This window comes from Geotalea sp. SG265, from assembly GCF_022808985.1.
Lineage (GTDB): Bacteria > Desulfobacterota > Desulfuromonadia > Geobacterales > Geobacteraceae > Geotalea.
This window is the reverse complement of sequence record NZ_JAKZFT010000007.1, coordinates 145,593-161,875: the sequence shown is the minus strand read 5'-3', so window position 1 is coordinate 161,875 and position 16,283 is coordinate 145,593. Positions and strand designations below refer to the sequence as shown.

The window sequence follows — 16,283 nt, the reverse complement described above, 5'->3', positions numbered from 1 at the left end:
AATGAGGAGAACTTATTGGCTAGAAGCGCCTGGTCAAAGCCAGATGCAGCGCCACATCGGGTGAGGTATAGACGGCCAGGTCTTCAGAAACGCCGATGTCGAGGGAGGTCTTGGCGGAAAAGGCGATGGTCCCCCCTATGATGAGCTGCACGGCCGCGTCCCCGATCTCAGGAAGGCTGCTGTCACCATAAAAAGGGGTATGGGCGGAGAGCTGGGTCTTGAAGGCGATGACCTGGGCGGGGCTCCAGCCGATACCGACTGTGCCGAAGCCGACCAGGTTGTTCTGCTGCTCCTTGAGCACCCTGCCGTCGGTCATGACCATCCCCCCTGCCGCTCCGAAGACGGTCCAGTGCCCCCATTTTTCCAGAAGATTATCCCTGCTGCCGGTTACCCAAAGGGCCAGGTCGGTGCTACCGCTGCCATGCAGCTTGGCACTGCTGCCGGTAGGGAATTTCAGGCAGGTGCGCAATGCCACCGCACCGGGGCCGTCCCCATAGAGCTGCAGTGCTCCCGAGAGCCGCACATCTCCGATACCGAAACTGGAATCGTCAAGCCTGAGCCGCTCCACCCCATCCTTCTCATAGCTGTAGAGAAGCCGGTTGCGCGGCGCCTCCTTCCGCCCCCCCTGTGGCAAGCCGAAGAAATCGTGCCAGCCCTCGATGAAGCCATCAAAAATGCCGCCGCCATGGCCGATCAGCTGCACATCCAGCCCCACCTCCACCCCCTGTGCCGCCCCATAACGAAGGGCAATGGTCGTCCGTTCGCTCTCACCATCGAGGAGGATCCGTTCCCTGGTCGGAACATCGATGGTTTTGGCGTAATTGGAGGCCATATCCTGGGCGAGGGTGGCATCCAGATGCCCGGCAGGGACGATTACCCCATTACCTGCGGCAGGAAGGCCGAAGATCTGCACCAGGGGACTCTGGTTTTGGGTGTAGAAGGGGGTAATTTCGGCGGCCCAGGCGCCCTGTGGCAGGAAGAGCAGACAGCCGAGGGCAAGCATCGTCATGAGGCGATTTTTTTTCATTGGGTACCTTTCCAGCGACCGCAGCCCGGACGCGGGCATCAGGGCTGCGGTGAAGAAGGCTGCCGGATCAGAAGAGGAAATTTATCTGGGTCTGGACCCGTGCTTCCTGGGGATAGGACCTGTCCTTGTATTTGGCTGTTTCTAAACCGTAGGCACCGTCGATGTCAAGATTTATCCATTTCGTGCCGAAAGTAATGCCTGCCGTCGCGGTCGGTCCGATTCCCTTTTCGGCGATATTGCTGTACATGCCGCCGCGCACCTTGAACCAGGAAAAGTAGTGCCATTCGAATCCCCCCCCGATGTTGCGACTCCTGTAATTGTTGGATGTCAGCACCGTCTCATTGTTGGTCAGGTCCACATCGGCGGCCAAGGTGAGCCAGGATAAGGGATCAACTGCTACACCCATCCGCACTTGCGGCTTCAGTTTAACCTTGCCGCCGCTTCCCGGGAGGAAGCTGCCGTTCTTGTCCTTCAGGTCGGGAGCATCGAATTTCGGCGAATTGAGATGCTTGGCGACTATCCCGACATTAATCCACTCCTTCGGCCGCCAGAGTGCGCCCAGATCAAATCCCAAGGCGGTGGAATCCTTGAAGTTATCGGTCATGTCGCTGACGATGTCGCTCGATTCCACCTTGGTGCCGCTTTTCAACAGATAGGTCTGTGACTGGTAGACACGGCCGGTGAGGACCTTGGCTGTGGCGCCGATGCCGAGGGTACCGAAGGAGCCCAAGGGAATGGCATGCCCGTAGGAGAGGGGAAATTCGATATAGGCAAGGCTCTTGGTCAGAACTGACGAAGTATTGTTATCCAGCGTCCTGGTCCCAGGGTTTGCCAGGGTCTGTCCAAGGGTAACCAGACTGTTGGTTGCCGCCTGGGAAGAGATCCCCGAGCCGGCCAGCTGAGCATCGGCGGCATTGATGATATCCCGGGCCTGGGTCGCTGTCAGTTGATTATTGGTGGTCAGGGCCGCCTCGATATCCGTCCGCTGCTGTGAACTGAAAAAGACGTTGGAGGCAGCGCTCCCGGCGACCGGGGTCCAGAGCTGGACAGGGGTGACCGCCGTCGAGGTGCTGTCCTGATTCGGCAGGATGTTGGCCGTATCAGGGACCGGCTGGGCGAATCCCTCGAAGGTGCCGAAAGCACCAAAGGCGAAATGCTTGATCTGGAAGCCAAGGACTGCATTGCCGTTGACTGCCAGAGTGCCTTTCTTTTCCTTGATATCCCCAAGGATTGAAAGGGCCTTGACTGTGTCGGTTACAGCCTGGGCAGTGGTCGAGCCAGCGTTGTATTTGCTGAAGGTGTCGAAGTTAAGATTGCTCAAGCGATCCACGTTGTCGGCCAGACCTTCGTTGACCTTAAGGCCGACACTGGCGTCGATCCTGCTGGAAAAGGACTTGTCGTTGAAAGCAAGCCCGGCCGGGTTCCAGTAAGGTGCATGGGAATCGAAGGTGCGGGCAACCCCGGCACCACCGATCCCAAGAGTCCCCATGGGCTGGAACTCCGCCGCCAACGCCCCGCCTGCCATCAACAGGCCGAGCACACAGGTACTAACCAATGTTTTTTTCATAGTTCCCCCTTTTTTTCATCAGCGCTCATGCTAATCTATTCACCGGGCATTTTAACTAATGAGAGTGCAGCCACCTACCGAAAAATGTTTAGACCGGTCTCATGTTAGCTATTCATCGGCGCTCCGATAATAAACTTGAATTGGTTCTTTGATCTGCAGTATCCTGCAACGTGGGGTTTACCAACATAAGACAGTGGAGTCTCTTCGTATGGAGTTTTACAAGGGCCAAGCCAATACTGGCCGCAGAATTAAGAAATCCGGCAACCGTGATCTTTTCAAAATAGCCCTCGTTTCAGGAGGTATTATTGCCGTCCTCGCCAGCCTCGCCTTTCTCGGCTATTTTTTCTTTCTCCTCGGCACTCTGCCCAAGGTTGACCGCCTTGCCGATTATCGCCCCCCCATTGTCTCCCAGGTGTTCGGCGCCGACGGCAGCCTGGTCGGGGAATTCTACCTTGAACGCAGGACGGTGGTGCCGGTGGACAAGGTGCCGAAGAAACTCATCCAGGCCTTCGTCGCCGCGGAAGATGCGAATTTTTATCAGCACAAGGGAATCGATTACCTGGGCATCGTCCGCGCCGCCGTCAAGAATGTGCTCTCCATGCGCAAGAAAGAGGGCGCTTCCACCATCACCCAACAGGTTGCCAAGTCCATGCTGCTGACGCCGGAGAAGAAATTTTCCCGCAAGCTCAAGGAGGCGATCCTTGCCAAGCGCATGGAGGAGCGTCTCTCGAAGGACGAGATACTTTATATCTATCTTAACCAGATCTACCTGGGGGCTGGTTCCTATGGTGTCCAGCTGGCAGCGGAAACCTATTTCGCCAAGAGCGTGGAGAATCTCAATCTTGCCGAAATGGCCATGCTCGCCGGCTTGCCGAAGGCCCCCAATACCTATTCGCCCATCAAGCACCTGGACCGGGCTAAGGAGCGGCAGAGTTACGTCCTGGAACGGATGGTCAAGGAAGGTTATATCACCCAGGCGGAGGCCGACCATGCCAAGAACACCCCGATCGTCATTCGCTCGCTGAAAAAGGTCAATGGGGAGCAGTCCGCCTATTTTCTGGAGCAGGTGCGCATTCAGCTGGAAGAGAAATACGGAGAGGACCGGCTTTACAAGGAAGGTCTGAAGATCTATACGACCATGAATGCGGAGATGCAGAAAGCCGCCTATGAAGGGGTCGTTAACGGCCTTAAGGCTCTCGACAAGCGGCAGGGCTTCCGCGGCCCCATCAAATACCTTGCTGAAGCTGAGATCAATGACTTCTGCAAGAAAGTCGAAGAAGGTATCGACTCATCCGCTCTCAAGGAAGGCGCCACCTATCTGGGGGTCGTCACCGCCATCAATCAGGGAAAGGGTGAGGCAACCATCAGGGTCGGTGATCGAACCGGCATTCTCAACCGCAAGAACATGGCCTGGGCAGGCAAACTTGCCCTGGTGGAAACCTATGGCAAGCCCGAGCACAAGGCCAAGACCCTCAACCCGGGGAGTGTCATCGAGGTCTCGGTTGTCACCCCCGATGTCAACAAGAACGGCGCCCTTTTCGCCCTTGACCAGGAACCGGAAGCTCAGGCGGCGCTTTTTGCCATGGATCCGAAAACCGGCGGCGTCCGGGCCATGGTCGGCGGGTACGACTTCAAGAAAAGCCAGTTCAACCGGGCCATGCAGGCCCGGCGCAATCCCGGTTCATCCTTCAAGCCGATCATTTATGCGGCCGCCATCGACAAGGGCATGACACCGGCCACCATTATCGACGACTCACCCGCAGAATACGAAAGCGGCAAGGAGCAGGCGTGGAAGCCGAAGAACTACGACAATATCTACCGCGGACCGGTCACCATGCGCGAGGCGCTGACCGACTCCATCAATGTGGTTTCCGTCAAGATCCTTGAATCCATCGGTGTCGGCACCGCCATAGACTATGCAAAAAAGCTGGGGATTACGTCACCCCTCGCCGCCAACCTCACCCTTGCCCTTGGCTCGTCCAGCCTTACCCCCATGGAGCTCACCAGCGCCTATGCTGTATTCGCCTCAGGGGGCTTCAAGGTATCCCCCTATTTCGTGACAAAGGTCGTTGACCGGGAAGGAAACGTCCTGGAGGAGACCACTCCTCCCCAACTCCCCGTGTTTTCCTCCGCAACATCTGCTGTCAATCTGGCCCTGGATGATCCGGGTACATCGAAGCCCGCCAGCCGCAGTTCAACGGCGGTACCGGTTATTTCTCCGGAAACGGCCTATATCATGACCAACCTCATGCAGAGCGTCGTCTCCAGCGGTACCGGCCAGAGAGCCCGGGCACTGGGCAGGCCGGTAGCTGGCAAGACCGGGACCACCAATGACATGAAGGACGCCTGGTTCATCGGCTACGTGCCCCAGCTCGTGGCAGGCGTGTGGGTCGGCTACGACCAGGAACGTTCCTTGGGAGCCGGAGGCTCTGGGGGGCAGGCAGCAGCTCCCATCTGGACCGAGTTCATGCAGCGCGGCCTTGCGGGTGTGCCAGTTGCCAACTTTCAGGTGCCTGCAAACGTAACGTTCGCCCTTATTAATCCACGCACCGGAAAGCTTGCCAGAGAAGGAATCGAGGGGAGCGCAACCGAATGCTTCATCCCCGGCACGGAACCTACATCGTATGACGGGGACCCCGCCGCGACTGGCGATGAAACTAATTAACTTTTTTTATTTTAATGATCGTATCCACACATTCATTGCGTTGCAACTTATTGATTTAGTTACTTTTTTTGCAAATGCTCTTTTGGCGGGCATCCGCACAAATGGGTCTTTGTCATCCTTTGCTGGACCTTGATAGGGAGGAACCGGACCCCATAAACCTGCTACCCTCTTAAAAAAAAATGATTTTTTTTAAATAAACCCTTGCAAACTGCAAATATCTGACTATAGTATTTCCAATTATTACTCCAAAGGAGGGTTTATCATGACTAAAGCAGAACTCGTTGAGGCAGTAGCAAAATCCGCAAGCCTGACCAAGGGTGCAGCTGAAAAAGCAGTCGGTGCTTTCATCTCGACTGTAAGCGGCGCGCTGAAAAAAGGCGACAGGGTTACTCTGGTCGGCTTCGGCAGCTTCGAAGTTGCAAGCAGAAAAGCCCGCACCGGCAGAAATCCCCAGACAGGCAAAGAGATCAAGATCGCTGCTGCCAAGGTACCCAAGTTCCGTCCTGGCAAAGCTCTCAAGGATGCCGTTGCTTCCAAGAAGAAGTAATGACCTCCCCAATGTGATTCCTTTCACATTTTCATTCTACTTGTCTGGTACCCATATAAATAAACCAAACAAGAACCCCGCCTCCTGCGGGGTTTTTTTATACCCAAGCCCCATATCCCGTTGTCTCCGGCTGTTGTATAAACGGCCCGGTATGGTAATATGTCTGCAAAATATCCGCCCCCTCTATAGGCTCGCCGTTTAAGGAGCACCACATGCAGAGAATTTCTACTCGCCTCCTCCTGTTCTCCGTTTTTTTCAGTTGCGGCTGCACAATGTTCGGCGCCTGGCGTACCATTCCCCCACCGGGAGGGTGCGACCAGTGCCATACCGTTGCCATCTCCAGCGACTGGAAGGTGGCCTACCGTGCGCCTATCCTTACTGACGAGCGTGACAGGGATTACTTCCAGACCGAAGCCTACAACATGCCCAACACCTCCAAGCCCACATCGGTACTAGAATTGAACAAGGTGGAGGAACTGCGCTGTTTCGAATGCCACAAATCGCCGAATGCCGCCCACAAAGGGAGAAAGGGGCGTTTCCACCATTGAAAAGAACCTTTCGTAAAACAAAGATCATAGCCACTCTCGGACCAAGCAGCGCATCGGAAATAGCCATAGGGCGTCTCATGGAGGCCGGTGTCGATATTTTCCGCCTCAACTTCTCACATGGCTCTCAAGAGGAGAAAAAGAACCTCATCGCCATGATCCGCACTCTTTCCGAGAAAAAAAAGAGAGCGATCGGCATCCTGGCCGATCTCCAGGGTCCAAAGATCAGGACAGGCCGCATGGCTGACGGCGCCATTCGCCTGATAAAAGGAGAAATGCTCGACATTACCACCGATGAAGTGCTCGGCCGTCCCGGTTTGATTTCCACCATTTACAAGGCCCTGCCCCATGACGTGAAACCCGGTTCGAGGATCCTGCTGGACGACGGCATGATAGAACTGAAGGTTCTCTCCGTCACCGGCAATACCGTTCACTGCACCGTGGTGGAAGGTGGTACGCTCAAGGACCTCAAGGGCATCAACCTGCCCGGTGTCGCAGTCTCCGCTCCCTCCCTTTCCGACAAGGACCGGGCCGACCTTGAGTTCTGCCTCGACATGGGGGTGGATTTTGTCGCCCTCTCCTTTGTCCGCCAGGCCTCCGACGTGGAGGAGATCAAGAATATCATCCGCAGCAAGGGACTCAATATCCCAGTCGTCGCCAAAATAGAGAAGCCTGAAGCTCTGCGCAACTTCAACCATATCCTCACTGTGACCGATGCCGTCATGGTTGCACGGGGTGACCTGGGAGTAGAACTGAGCGCCGAGCGGGTGCCCCTGGTGCAGAAAAGCATCATCCGCGCCTGCAATGAAGCGGGAAAGCCGGTGATCACGGCAACTCAGATGCTGGAATCAATGATCCTCCATGCCCGCCCCACCCGCGCCGAAACCTCGGACGTGGCCAATGCCATTCTCGATGGAACCGACGCCGTCATGCTTTCCGGGGAGACAGCTTCCGGTGCATATCCCACTGAAGCAGTGAGGACCATGGCCAAGATAGCCCTGGATATCGAGCATTCCGAATTGTGGCGCATCCCAGCCATTAAGCCGGTCCATAGCGACAATATTCCCGAAGCGGTCGCCGAGGCTTCCTGCCACGCTGCATCGACTCTCAAGGCAAAGGCGCTGGTGGTTTTCACCCAATCGGGAAGCACCGCCGCCCGCATCTCAAAATTCCGCCCGCAACTGCCGATCATCGCCTTTACGCCGTTTCCCGAAATCCAACGCCGGCTTTCCCTCTACTGGGGTGTGAAGAGCTATCCGGTGGGCTCGGTGGGGGGCACCAGGCAGCAGATAAAGATCGGCGAGGAGACGCTACTTTCAACCGGTTTCAAGAAAGGGGATCTGGTAGTCGTCTCCATGGGAGTACCACTGGAAGCGAAGGGTTCCACAAACCTGATGAAGGTCCACCGGTTGGGCACGGAAAGCTATTATGAGGTTTTTTGAATGGAGGGTGTATGAGAAAGCTTTTTGACGAAACCAGAATCAACAGGCTGGTGTTGAACAACCGCTTTGTCCGCTCTGCTACTTGGGAAGGGATGTGCGAGGAGGATGGACGCCCCACGGAAAAGCTCGCCTCTTATTATGCCACCCTCGCCAGGGGCGGAGTAGCTCTGATCATCACCGGTTATGCCTTTATCCGTCCTGATGGCAAGCAACTCCCCGGCCAGATGGGAATCCACGACAGCTCCTTCGCCCCCCAGATGAAAGCCCTCACCGCTGCCGTTCATGATGCCGGCGGTAAAATCTGCCTGCAGATGGTTCACGCCGGGGGTCAGACATCTGCCAACACTATCGGCACCAGGCCTGTTGCTCCTTCGGCTCTTCGGACCCCCCAGTTTCCAGAAGATACGGCTGAGCTTTCCCTGCAGGAGATCGGGGAAATCGTCAGACTGTTCGGCGAGGGTGCAGCAAGAGCCAAGGAATACGGTTTCGATGCGGTACAGCTCCATGCTGCCCATGGTTACCTGATCAACCAGTTCCTTTCCCCCCTGACCAATCGCAGGGTCGATAACTATGGCGGCTCGATCGAAAATCGCTGCCGCCTCCTCCTTGAATGTTACGCCAGCGCCCGTAAAGCGGTCGGTACTGAGTTTCCGGTACTGGTCAAGCTCAACGGCGACGATAACATTCCCGGCGGGCTGGTGCTGGAAGACGCCCTTGCTGCTGCGCGGATGCTGGATCAGGAGGGAATTGATGCCATTGAGGTGAGCGGCGGCACCCCTGCCTCGGGAGATCTGGCCCCGGTTCGGCAAGGGATCGCCACTCGCGAGCAGGAAGCCTACAACCTGCCACTGGCATACCGCATCAAGGAAGCGGTCTCCTGCCCGGTCATGGTTGTCGGGGGGCTTCGTTCCTTTGAAATCGTCGAGGGCATCATCAGACGTGGCGAAGCCGACTATATCTCAATGTCGCGGCCATTCATCCGCGAGCCCGCCCTGGTACGGCGTTGGGAAAAAGGAGACGAAGCCCGTGCCACCTGCATCTCCTGCAACGGCTGCTTCAAGCCAGGACTGAAGGAAAAAGGTATTTACTGCGTTGTGAACAAGATCGAGCGGGAGAACAAGGGGGTATCCCTGTAGGCGATTTAAGAAAGGCTCTGGGATCGTGCTGCAGCAGAAATAAACCGATAGTAGCGCTGACAGAAAAGCCCTTTTGCGAGGGCTTTTCTGTCAGCTGTGTTCACGGGTGGCATGGAACTGGATATCTTTCCAGTTTTCCATGGTGTTGTCCAGCCGCCACTGGCTCCCCGCCAGGTAGGCAAGGTTACCCTCCCCGTCCCGATAGAGGTTCATGGCTTCCTTCTTTTCGAACTCGTCCATTTTCTTCTTTTCGCCGGTCACCCAGCGGGCGGTGACGTAGGAAACCGGCTCGTAGGTGGCCTTCACCTTGTACTCATGCTCAAGCCGGTGCATAACCACATCGAACTGGAGCAGGCCGACCGCGCCGACGATCCAGTCGCTCCCCATCAGCGGCCGAAACACCTGGGTCGTTCCCTCTTCCGCCAGCTGCACCAGCCCTTTTTCCAGTGCCTTTGACTTCATCGGATCCAGAAGGCGCACCTTGCGGAAATGCTCCGGCGCAAAGTTGGGGATGCCGGTGTATTTCAGCTCCTCCCCCTGGGTGAAGGTGTCGCCGATCTTGATGGTGCCGTGGTTGTGGATGCCGATGATGTCGCCGGGATAGGCCTCGTCCACATTGGTGCGGTCCTGGGCCATGAAGATGGTGGCGTTGGCAATCTGCACCTCGCGCCCCAGGCGGATATGCCTGACCTTCATCCCCCGGGTGAATTTGCCGGAACAGATGCGGAAAAAGGCAATGCGGTCCCGGTGGGCCGGGTCCATGTTTGCCTGGATCTTGAAGGTGAAGCCGGAAAAGGGTTCCTCATAGGGAGTAACTTCTCGAGTCTCCGTCTCCCGCGGCTGCGGCGGCGGGGCATGCTCGATAAAAGTGTCCAGGAGCTGCTGCACACCAAAGGTATTGATGGCACTGCCGAAGAAGACCGGGGTCTGCAACCCGGCCAGGTATGCCTCCTGCTCGAAGGGATGAGCCGCCCCCTCCAGGAGTTCCACGTCGTTGCGCAGCTCTTCCACCTGGGAACCGAGCAGCTCATCCAGCAGGGGATCGTTCAGTCCCTTGACAGTAATGGTTTGGCCGGTCCCGCGGTCGGCCTGGGGATCGAAGAAGGTCAGTTCCTTGCTGTAGAGGTGATAGGTGCCGCGGAAGCGTTTACCCATCCCCACAGGCCAGGTCATGGGAGCACACTGGATGTTGAGGGTACTCTCGATGTCGTCCAGCAGGTCAAGCGGTTCGCGCCCCTCCCGGTCCAGCTTGTTGATGAAGGTCATGATCGGCGTATGGCGCAGCCGGCATACTTCCAGAAGCTTCTTGGTCTGGCTCTCCACCCCCTTTACCGAGTCAATGACCATCAATACCGAATCGACGGCGGTCAGGGTGCGGTAGGTATCCTCGGAGAAATCGTTGTGGCCGGGGGTATCGAGGAGGTTTATCTCGTAATCCCGGTAGGTGAACTTCATCACCGACGAGGTTACCGAAATGCCGCGCTGCTTCTCCATCTCCATCCAGTCGGAGGTGGCATGGCGGGCAGCCTTGCGCGCCCGGACCTCACCCGCCTGCTGAATGGCGCCGCCGAAAAGCAGTAGCTTTTCGGTTATCGTCGTTTTTCCTGCGTCGGGATGACTGATGATGGCAAAGGTACGCCTGCTGTTGATTTCCTGTTCGTAATGCTTCTTCATAACCTGCTCCTGGTGCCGGCACGACAGTTTCGTGTTTTTCTGAGGACAAAAGAAAGGCGAAGAGGTTATCTTCGCCTTCGGAAGTACCGGTAAATAATGCCATGCCAGTCATAAAAGGGCAACAGAAAACTCGATTTTACACCGATAGACGGAGAAAAACCTCTTCCTTTTCCGGCAATACAGGTGTTAAATTTAAAATATGGAAGGTCCCCTGCTGATCGACAGCCACTGCCACCTGGCCGATTGTGTCTTTTCCGGCAGAGTCCCATCCGTCATAGAGGCCGCAAAGACGGCCGGGGTGGCACTATTTATTGTTCCGGCAACGGCACCCGCAGAATGGCACAGCCTTCAAGCGCTCAGAGGCCTGCACCCGGAAATTTTTCCTGCCTACGGCCTGCATCCCATGCACGCCCGACAGTTTTCAGAAAATACCATAGCCAAGCTCCGGGAGCTCGGCCACGCTGCTGTTGCCATTGGTGAAATCGGCCTGGACTATTCCCTAGCGGTCCCCCGAGCGCTGCAGATGAACGCCTTTCGCCGGCAGCTGATGCTGGCGCGGGAACTCGACCTGCCGGTCCTGATCCATTGCCGCAAGGCCTTCCAGGACCTGCTCACCATTCTTCGGGAGATTGGAGCAGAAAGGGTCCGCGGAGTCATGCATGCCTTCTCCGGCAGCACAGAGACTGCGGTAGACTGTATAAAGGCAGGTTTGCATATCTCTTTGGCCGGGACGGTTACCTTTCCCAATGCGGTGCGCCCGGTAAAAGCGGCGCGGGAGGTGCCGCTCGATCACCTGCTCTTGGAGAGCGATGCTCCAGACCTATCCCCGGAGCCGTACCGAGGAAGGCCGAATGAACCCGCTTTCCTTACGGCAACAGCTTGCAAGGTTGCGGAGATCAAGGGTGTGGCTGTGGAGGAAGTAGCCGCTCGCACATGGAAAAATGCCGTCGAACTGTTCCGGCTGCCGATTTCTTTTCAAGCAATATAAATATAAAGGATTTTTTTATGTCACATCTGCATCGTTTTTCCCGCACGGAGCTGCTCATCGGCCCGGAGGGGCTTTCCATCCTGAATAAAAGCACTGTCGCCGTTTTCGGACTCGGCGGGGTTGGCAGCTACGCCGCCGAAGCCCTGTGCCGCGCCGGTATTGGAAAGCTGGTGCTTGTGGATTTCGACGACATCTGCCTGACCAACGTCAACCGGCAGCTCCATGCCATGGACAGCACAGTGGGCAAGGCAAAGGTGGCCGTCATGGCCGAGCGATTGCGGCACATCAACCCCCAGGCGGATATTATTCCATTCAAGGATTTTTACAGCGCCGACAACAGTGAATTTCTCCTGGCCGGCAGTTTCGACTATGTGGTCGATGCCATCGATCATTTCACCAGTAAGCTGCATCTGATCGTTACCTGTCGGGAACGGCAAATACCCGTGATCTCCAGCATGGGAGCTGCCGCCAAGCTGGATCCGACACAGATCAAGGTAGGAGATATCTCCGAAACCCACAAATGCCGCATGGCCCGTTCTATGCGCAAGCTGCTGCGCAAGCAGGGAATTGTGAAAGGGGTGCAGGTTGTATACTCCACCGAGGAGTACCGTGAGCCGGCAATCAAGGATGGCGGCTGCAAAGGCAACTGCATCTGCCCCAACAAGGATAACCAGCAGTTCTCCTGTGAGCACCGGCGGGTGATCCTCGGCAGTATCTCCTACATTCCGTCCATCTTCGGCCTGACCATGGCGGGAGTCGTGGCCAATGCCCTGCTGGCTGCCGATAAATAATGACCGCCGGTTGACCGCCCTCTTTTTACCGCTATACTCTATTTTACCCGTACTTTCATTTGGTGCATGACAGGAGGATGCCATGGGAAAAGAGTACACGGTACAGGAAGCACTGAAGCTCGCCATTCAGGCGGAAAAGGACAGCATGGATTTCTATCGTCGTGCGGCTGCAGTTACAAAGAATGAGCGGGCCAGGAAGGTCCTGGAACTTCTGGCCAACGAAGAGGTCGGGCACCTGAAGGCATTTTTCGACCATTACAAGGGGGGGGAATTCGGCGATCTTCAATCCTATATGGCCTCACCGCCCAATAAGAAGAGTGCCGTCTTCCTCGCCCTGGAGAAAGCCATTGACGAGGAAACCCATGAACAGAAAGCGCTGGAAATAGCCCTCAAGGAAGAAAAGGCATGCATGGAGCAGTATACCCTGCTGGCCAAGGATATCGTCGATCCTCTGGTACGGAAGATTTTTGAGCAGGTGGTGAAGGAGACGCAGAATCACTATGAGATGATCGAGGACGAATACATGCATGTCATGACCATGGTCCACAGGTCGGACCAGGACATCTATGTGAGGGAATAATGCGCTACCTGAATTATTTCGTTTTCTTAATGACCGTTGCCGCCGCAGCCCCTGGTTCCGCCGCCCCGCCGGAAGATGTGCGGGCAATCAGCCTGCCCCCGGCGGAGAACAAGATCATCGATGAAAAGTGTTTAGGCTGTCACAACCGGCATAAGATCGATGCGGCATTAAAACAGCGGAAAAACATGGACAAGGTCATGCGCCAGATGGAAGAAAAAGGGGTTACCCTGACTGATGCGGATCGGGAGGTACTGGGCCATTTCTGGCAGCAGAACCCGTTGAAAAAGTAAACGGCCATAAAAAAAGCTCCCTCGAACACGGGGGAGCTTTTTACCCACATCTCAATTTATGACGAGCCGTCAGGCGCTGTAATCCCGGTAGTACCCTTTCACTTTCACCAAGTATTCCCGTGTTTCTCGCGGCAGCCCTTCCCCTCCATGCCGATCCACGTTGCCTGGTCCCCAGTTGTAAGCCGCCAAAGCCGAATCCACATCCCCGCCATACCGATTGAGCATATCCCTCAAAAACCTCGTGCCGGCCATGATATTCTGTTCCGCATCGAAGGAATCCTTCACCCCAAGTCCCCTGGCAGTCGCCGGCATGAGCTGCATGAGACCCTGGGCACCCGCAGGGGAAACGGCATGGGTGTTGAAATTGCTCTCCGCCTTAATAACTGCCTTGATGAGCCCGGCATTGACGCCATAACGCCGCGAGGCGCGATCAATGATCGCTTCCAGGGTCGGATCAGGACTCGCAGGCACAGCCGCGGCAGGCTTTTCAGCCATTGTTGCGCCCAAATCCAGGGGCTCCACCGGTACGCATGGGGACTGCTTTTCCTGCTCCACGAAGGCGGCTAAGGCTTGCTGTAAGATATTTGCCGCCGGCAGAGGGGCATAACCGGGGTCGGCATCTGACAAAGTCAGTGCTGAACGGAACATCTGCAGGCGAAGGATTTCCGCTGCAGTTCCGGCATCGGCGGGGGAACTATTCGTGAAAGAGGTAGGAAAGGCGGTTGCCGCGAGGGTTGCCTCGAAATCGTTTTCTGTGTGGCCGCCATCGGTGGTGAATCGCACCGGCAAATTGACTGATTCAATAGGCGAAGCAGACGCGATGCGATCTATGGCCATGGGCGGAATCTCCTAGGAGCTGGAAAGGGAAGCATCGTTGAACAATAGCTTCTTTTTCTTCAGCTTCTCGATGAGCGTGGTTCTTTTCAGATTGAGAAGGGTCGCAGCTTCCTTCTTGTTGCCCCCGGTCTTCTCCAGTGCCTGCAGAATGAGGCGGTTTTCGAAATCTTCCACGGCACTGTTCAGGCAGAAACCGCTGTCGGGTAGTGTCAGCTGCTCCGCTTTTCCTGCAGGTTTGATGCCACGGTATTTTTCCGGAAGATCGCTGAAGAGGATCGTTCCACTCCCTTTTATGATAACCATGCGTTCCACAAGGTTTTCCAGCTCCCGGACGTTCCCCGGCCAGTCATAGTTGCACAGGATGTCCATGGAACTTTTGTCAAAAGATTGAACCTTGCGCTGCTTGTTCTTGTTGAATTTTTCCAGGAAATTATTGATCAACAAGGGGATGTCGGATTTCCGTTCCCGGAGCGGCGGTAGCATGATCGGAATAACTGAGAGACGGTAATAGAGGTCTTCCCGGAATATTTTCGAGGCAACCAGGTGCTCAAGGTTCTGATTGGTGGCAGCAATGATCCGTACATCCACCTTCTTCGTCCTGGCAGCCCCCACCGGCTCAAGTTCCTTGTTCTGCAAGACCCGCAACAGCTTTACCTGGAGGTTCGGTTTCATGTCGCCAATTTCGTCGAGGAACAGGGTTCCCCGGTCAGCCATCTCGAATCTCCCGATGCGCGTTGCGACTGCTCCGGTAAAAGAGCCCTTCACATGGCCGAACAGCTCGCTCTCCAAAAGGTCGTCCGGGATTGCGGCACAGTTGACCGGGACAAAGTTCTTACTCGCTCTGGTGCTTAAATCGTGGATCGCCTTCGCCACCAGTTCCTTACCGGTGCCCGATTCTCCCTGAATGAGGACGGTGGAATCGGAACCGGCCACTTTCTCGATCATTTCGAAAAGGGAGAGCATCTTTTCGCTCTCGCCGATGATGTGATTCAGCAGCGAGCGATTCTTGATGCAGGGTCGTGCCTTGAAGCTCTGGCGCTGCAGCGTCTGATGCTCAAGCCCCCGTTTGACATGGGTTTCCAACTCTTCCAGATTGAACGGCTTCTCAAGAAAGAAGAAGGCCCCCGCCTTGAGAAGATTCGCCGTCATTTCGTAGTTGGCAAAGGCGCTGTAGGCGATGGTGACTATTTCCGGGCGCATGGCCTTCAGCTTCTTGATGAATTCCAGGCCGTTTATGCGCGGCATCATGATGTCGGTGATGACCATCTGGATATCGTTCAGCTCGATTTTCTCCAAGGCGTCCTGGCCATCGCCCGCCTGGGACACCTGGTACCCCTTATAGCTGAGGAATGCCGCGACAAAATCCCTGGTTTTCTTGTCATCATCCGCTATGAGTATTCTAGCACTTTCCATTTTTTCCCCATTTAAACAGGTAAGATGGCGATGAGCGTTCGCCCCTGTAGACAGGAGCAGCATTCATTATAGTCACAGAAGCGCCCAATGTCAATAAAATGACTTAGCTTATTTTTTCATTGCTGCGGCTCATTTCGTCCGGGGTCCGAAACAACCGCCAGCAACCCTGGCTACGGCCTTGCGAAAAAACCCTAAACCAACAGCAGTCTGCTACCGATTAGGGTAGAAAAGGAACGCCCCCGGTTTCTTTTCATTTTTGCTCTTTTGCCGGAGAAAACTATGGAAAATGCTCTGCAGATCGCCAGGGAGTCTGTCATTGACGAACTGATCCAGCTGGTCAGCTTTTGCCTAGACCATGAAGAATACGGCGTCGATGTCCTGAAAGTTCGCGAAATCATCCGGATGCTCAACATCACCCGGGTACCGAATGCCCCTGCCTACGTCGATGGTGTAATCAACCTGCGCGGCAAGGTTATCCCCATTGTCTCCCTGCGCAAGAAATTCAACCTTCCGGAAGCGGAAAACGACAAGAGGACGCGCATCATGGTCATTGAGTCGGGCAGTGAGATGATGGGCTTTATTGTCGACGAGGTATCGGAGGTAATCAGGATCTCGGCCGGCGATATTCAGCCCCCGCCTCCGGTGGCGAACGGTGCCATCGATGTCGAATCCATGGCCGGAGTCGTAAACCAGGCTGACCGGCTGCTGGTCCTGCTTGACCTGGAAAAGATGTGCAGCCTCGACAATAGCCTGCACTTCGACAATGCCGTAAACTGATTGG

15 protein-coding genes are annotated in these 16,283 nt (G+C 55.8%); 10 read left to right on the top strand and 5 right to left on the bottom strand.

Annotated elements, in window-relative coordinates; all coding sequences use genetic code 11:
- Window positions 1-19: 19 nt before the first annotated feature.
- Together ML541_RS10700 and traF are read right to left on the bottom strand one after the other, a co-directional pair.
- Complete coding sequence (locus ML541_RS10700; RefSeq protein ID WP_243372843.1) at window positions 20-1,027, bottom strand: DUF3187 family protein; 1,008 nt, start codon at window positions 1,025-1,027, stop codon at window positions 20-22.
- 67 nt (window positions 1,028-1,094) lie between these two features.
- Window positions 1,095-2,594 (bottom strand): conjugal transfer protein TraF, encoded by a 1,500-nt coding sequence (gene traF / locus ML541_RS10695; protein WP_243372842.1) that lies wholly within the window; start codon window positions 2,592-2,594, stop codon window positions 1,095-1,097.
- Between the two features lie 208 nt (window positions 2,595-2,802).
- Here traF and ML541_RS10690 point away from each other — a divergent pair, with 208 nt between their 5' ends.
- The 5 genes from ML541_RS10690 (at window position 2,803) to ML541_RS10670 (ending at window position 8,929) form a co-directional block, all read left to right on the top strand.
- On the top strand, window positions 2,803-5,259 hold the full coding sequence (locus tag ML541_RS10690) for a PBP1A family penicillin-binding protein (protein ID WP_243372841.1): 2,457 nt from the start codon (window positions 2,803-2,805) through the stop codon (window positions 5,257-5,259).
- 262 nt (window positions 5,260-5,521) lie between these two features.
- Complete coding sequence (locus ML541_RS10685) at window positions 5,522-5,806, top strand: HU family DNA-binding protein (protein ID WP_011941176.1); 285 nt, start codon at window positions 5,522-5,524, stop codon at window positions 5,804-5,806.
- A 212-nt stretch (window positions 5,807-6,018) separates the two neighbouring features.
- Window positions 6,019-6,354 (top strand): cytochrome C, encoded by a 336-nt coding sequence (locus ML541_RS10680; protein ID WP_243372840.1) that lies wholly within the window; start codon window positions 6,019-6,021, stop codon window positions 6,352-6,354.
- Window positions 6,351-7,793 (top strand): pyruvate kinase, encoded by a 1,443-nt coding sequence (gene pyk, locus ML541_RS10675; protein WP_243372839.1) that lies wholly within the window; start codon window positions 6,351-6,353, stop codon window positions 7,791-7,793. Before ML541_RS10680 ends, pyk begins: the two co-directional genes overlap by 4 nt.
- A gap of 11 nt (window positions 7,794-7,804) precedes the next feature.
- Window positions 7,805-8,929, top strand: coding sequence for an NADH:flavin oxidoreductase (locus tag ML541_RS10670; RefSeq protein WP_243372837.1), 1,125 nt, complete (start codon window positions 7,805-7,807; stop codon window positions 8,927-8,929).
- A 90-nt stretch (window positions 8,930-9,019) separates the two neighbouring features.
- Here the strand turns inward: ML541_RS10670 and ML541_RS10665 are convergent, their stop codons facing one another.
- Complete coding sequence (locus ML541_RS10665; RefSeq protein WP_243372836.1) at window positions 9,020-10,603, bottom strand: peptide chain release factor 3; 1,584 nt, start codon at window positions 10,601-10,603, stop codon at window positions 9,020-9,022.
- A gap of 199 nt (window positions 10,604-10,802) precedes the next feature.
- On the opposite strand from ML541_RS10665, the gene ML541_RS10660 reads away from it, so the two are divergent.
- From ML541_RS10660 to ML541_RS10645, 4 genes are all read left to right on the top strand, one after another.
- Window positions 10,803-11,591, top strand: coding sequence for a TatD family hydrolase (locus ML541_RS10660; protein ID WP_243372834.1), 789 nt, complete (start codon window positions 10,803-10,805; stop codon window positions 11,589-11,591).
- 17 nt (window positions 11,592-11,608) lie between these two features.
- Window positions 11,609-12,382: a tRNA threonylcarbamoyladenosine dehydratase gene (locus ML541_RS10655; protein ID WP_243372832.1), complete on the top strand. Its 774-nt coding sequence runs from the start codon at window positions 11,609-11,611 to the stop codon at window positions 12,380-12,382.
- A gap of 82 nt (window positions 12,383-12,464) precedes the next feature.
- Entirely contained in the window at window positions 12,465-12,962 is a 498-nt protein-coding gene (locus ML541_RS10650; protein WP_243372830.1) for a ferritin family protein, read from the top strand.
- Window positions 12,962-13,252 carry a hypothetical protein gene (locus tag ML541_RS10645; RefSeq protein ID WP_243372828.1) on the top strand — a complete coding sequence of 97 codons (291 nt, stop codon included), beginning with the start codon at window positions 12,962-12,964 and terminating at the stop codon, window positions 13,250-13,252. Before ML541_RS10650 ends, ML541_RS10645 begins: the two co-directional genes overlap by 1 nt.
- Before the next feature lie 69 nt (window positions 13,253-13,321).
- On the opposite strand, the gene ML541_RS10640 is transcribed toward ML541_RS10645, so the two are convergent.
- Together ML541_RS10640 and ML541_RS10635 are read right to left on the bottom strand one after the other, a co-directional pair.
- Window positions 13,322-14,089, bottom strand: coding sequence for a lytic transglycosylase domain-containing protein (locus ML541_RS10640; protein ID WP_243372827.1), 768 nt, complete (start codon window positions 14,087-14,089; stop codon window positions 13,322-13,324).
- A 12-nt stretch (window positions 14,090-14,101) separates the two neighbouring features.
- Window positions 14,102-15,502, bottom strand: a complete 1,401-nt coding sequence (locus ML541_RS10635) for a sigma-54 dependent transcriptional regulator (RefSeq protein ID WP_243372825.1) — start codon at window positions 15,500-15,502, stop codon at window positions 14,102-14,104.
- Between the two features lie 279 nt (window positions 15,503-15,781).
- Here ML541_RS10635 and ML541_RS10630 point away from each other — a divergent pair, with 279 nt between their 5' ends.
- The gene (locus ML541_RS10630) at window positions 15,782-16,279 is read left to right on the top strand and encodes a chemotaxis protein CheW (protein ID WP_243372824.1); all 498 of its coding nucleotides are present in this window, start codon (window positions 15,782-15,784) and stop codon (window positions 16,277-16,279) included.
- Window positions 16,280-16,283 lie beyond the last annotated feature (4 nt).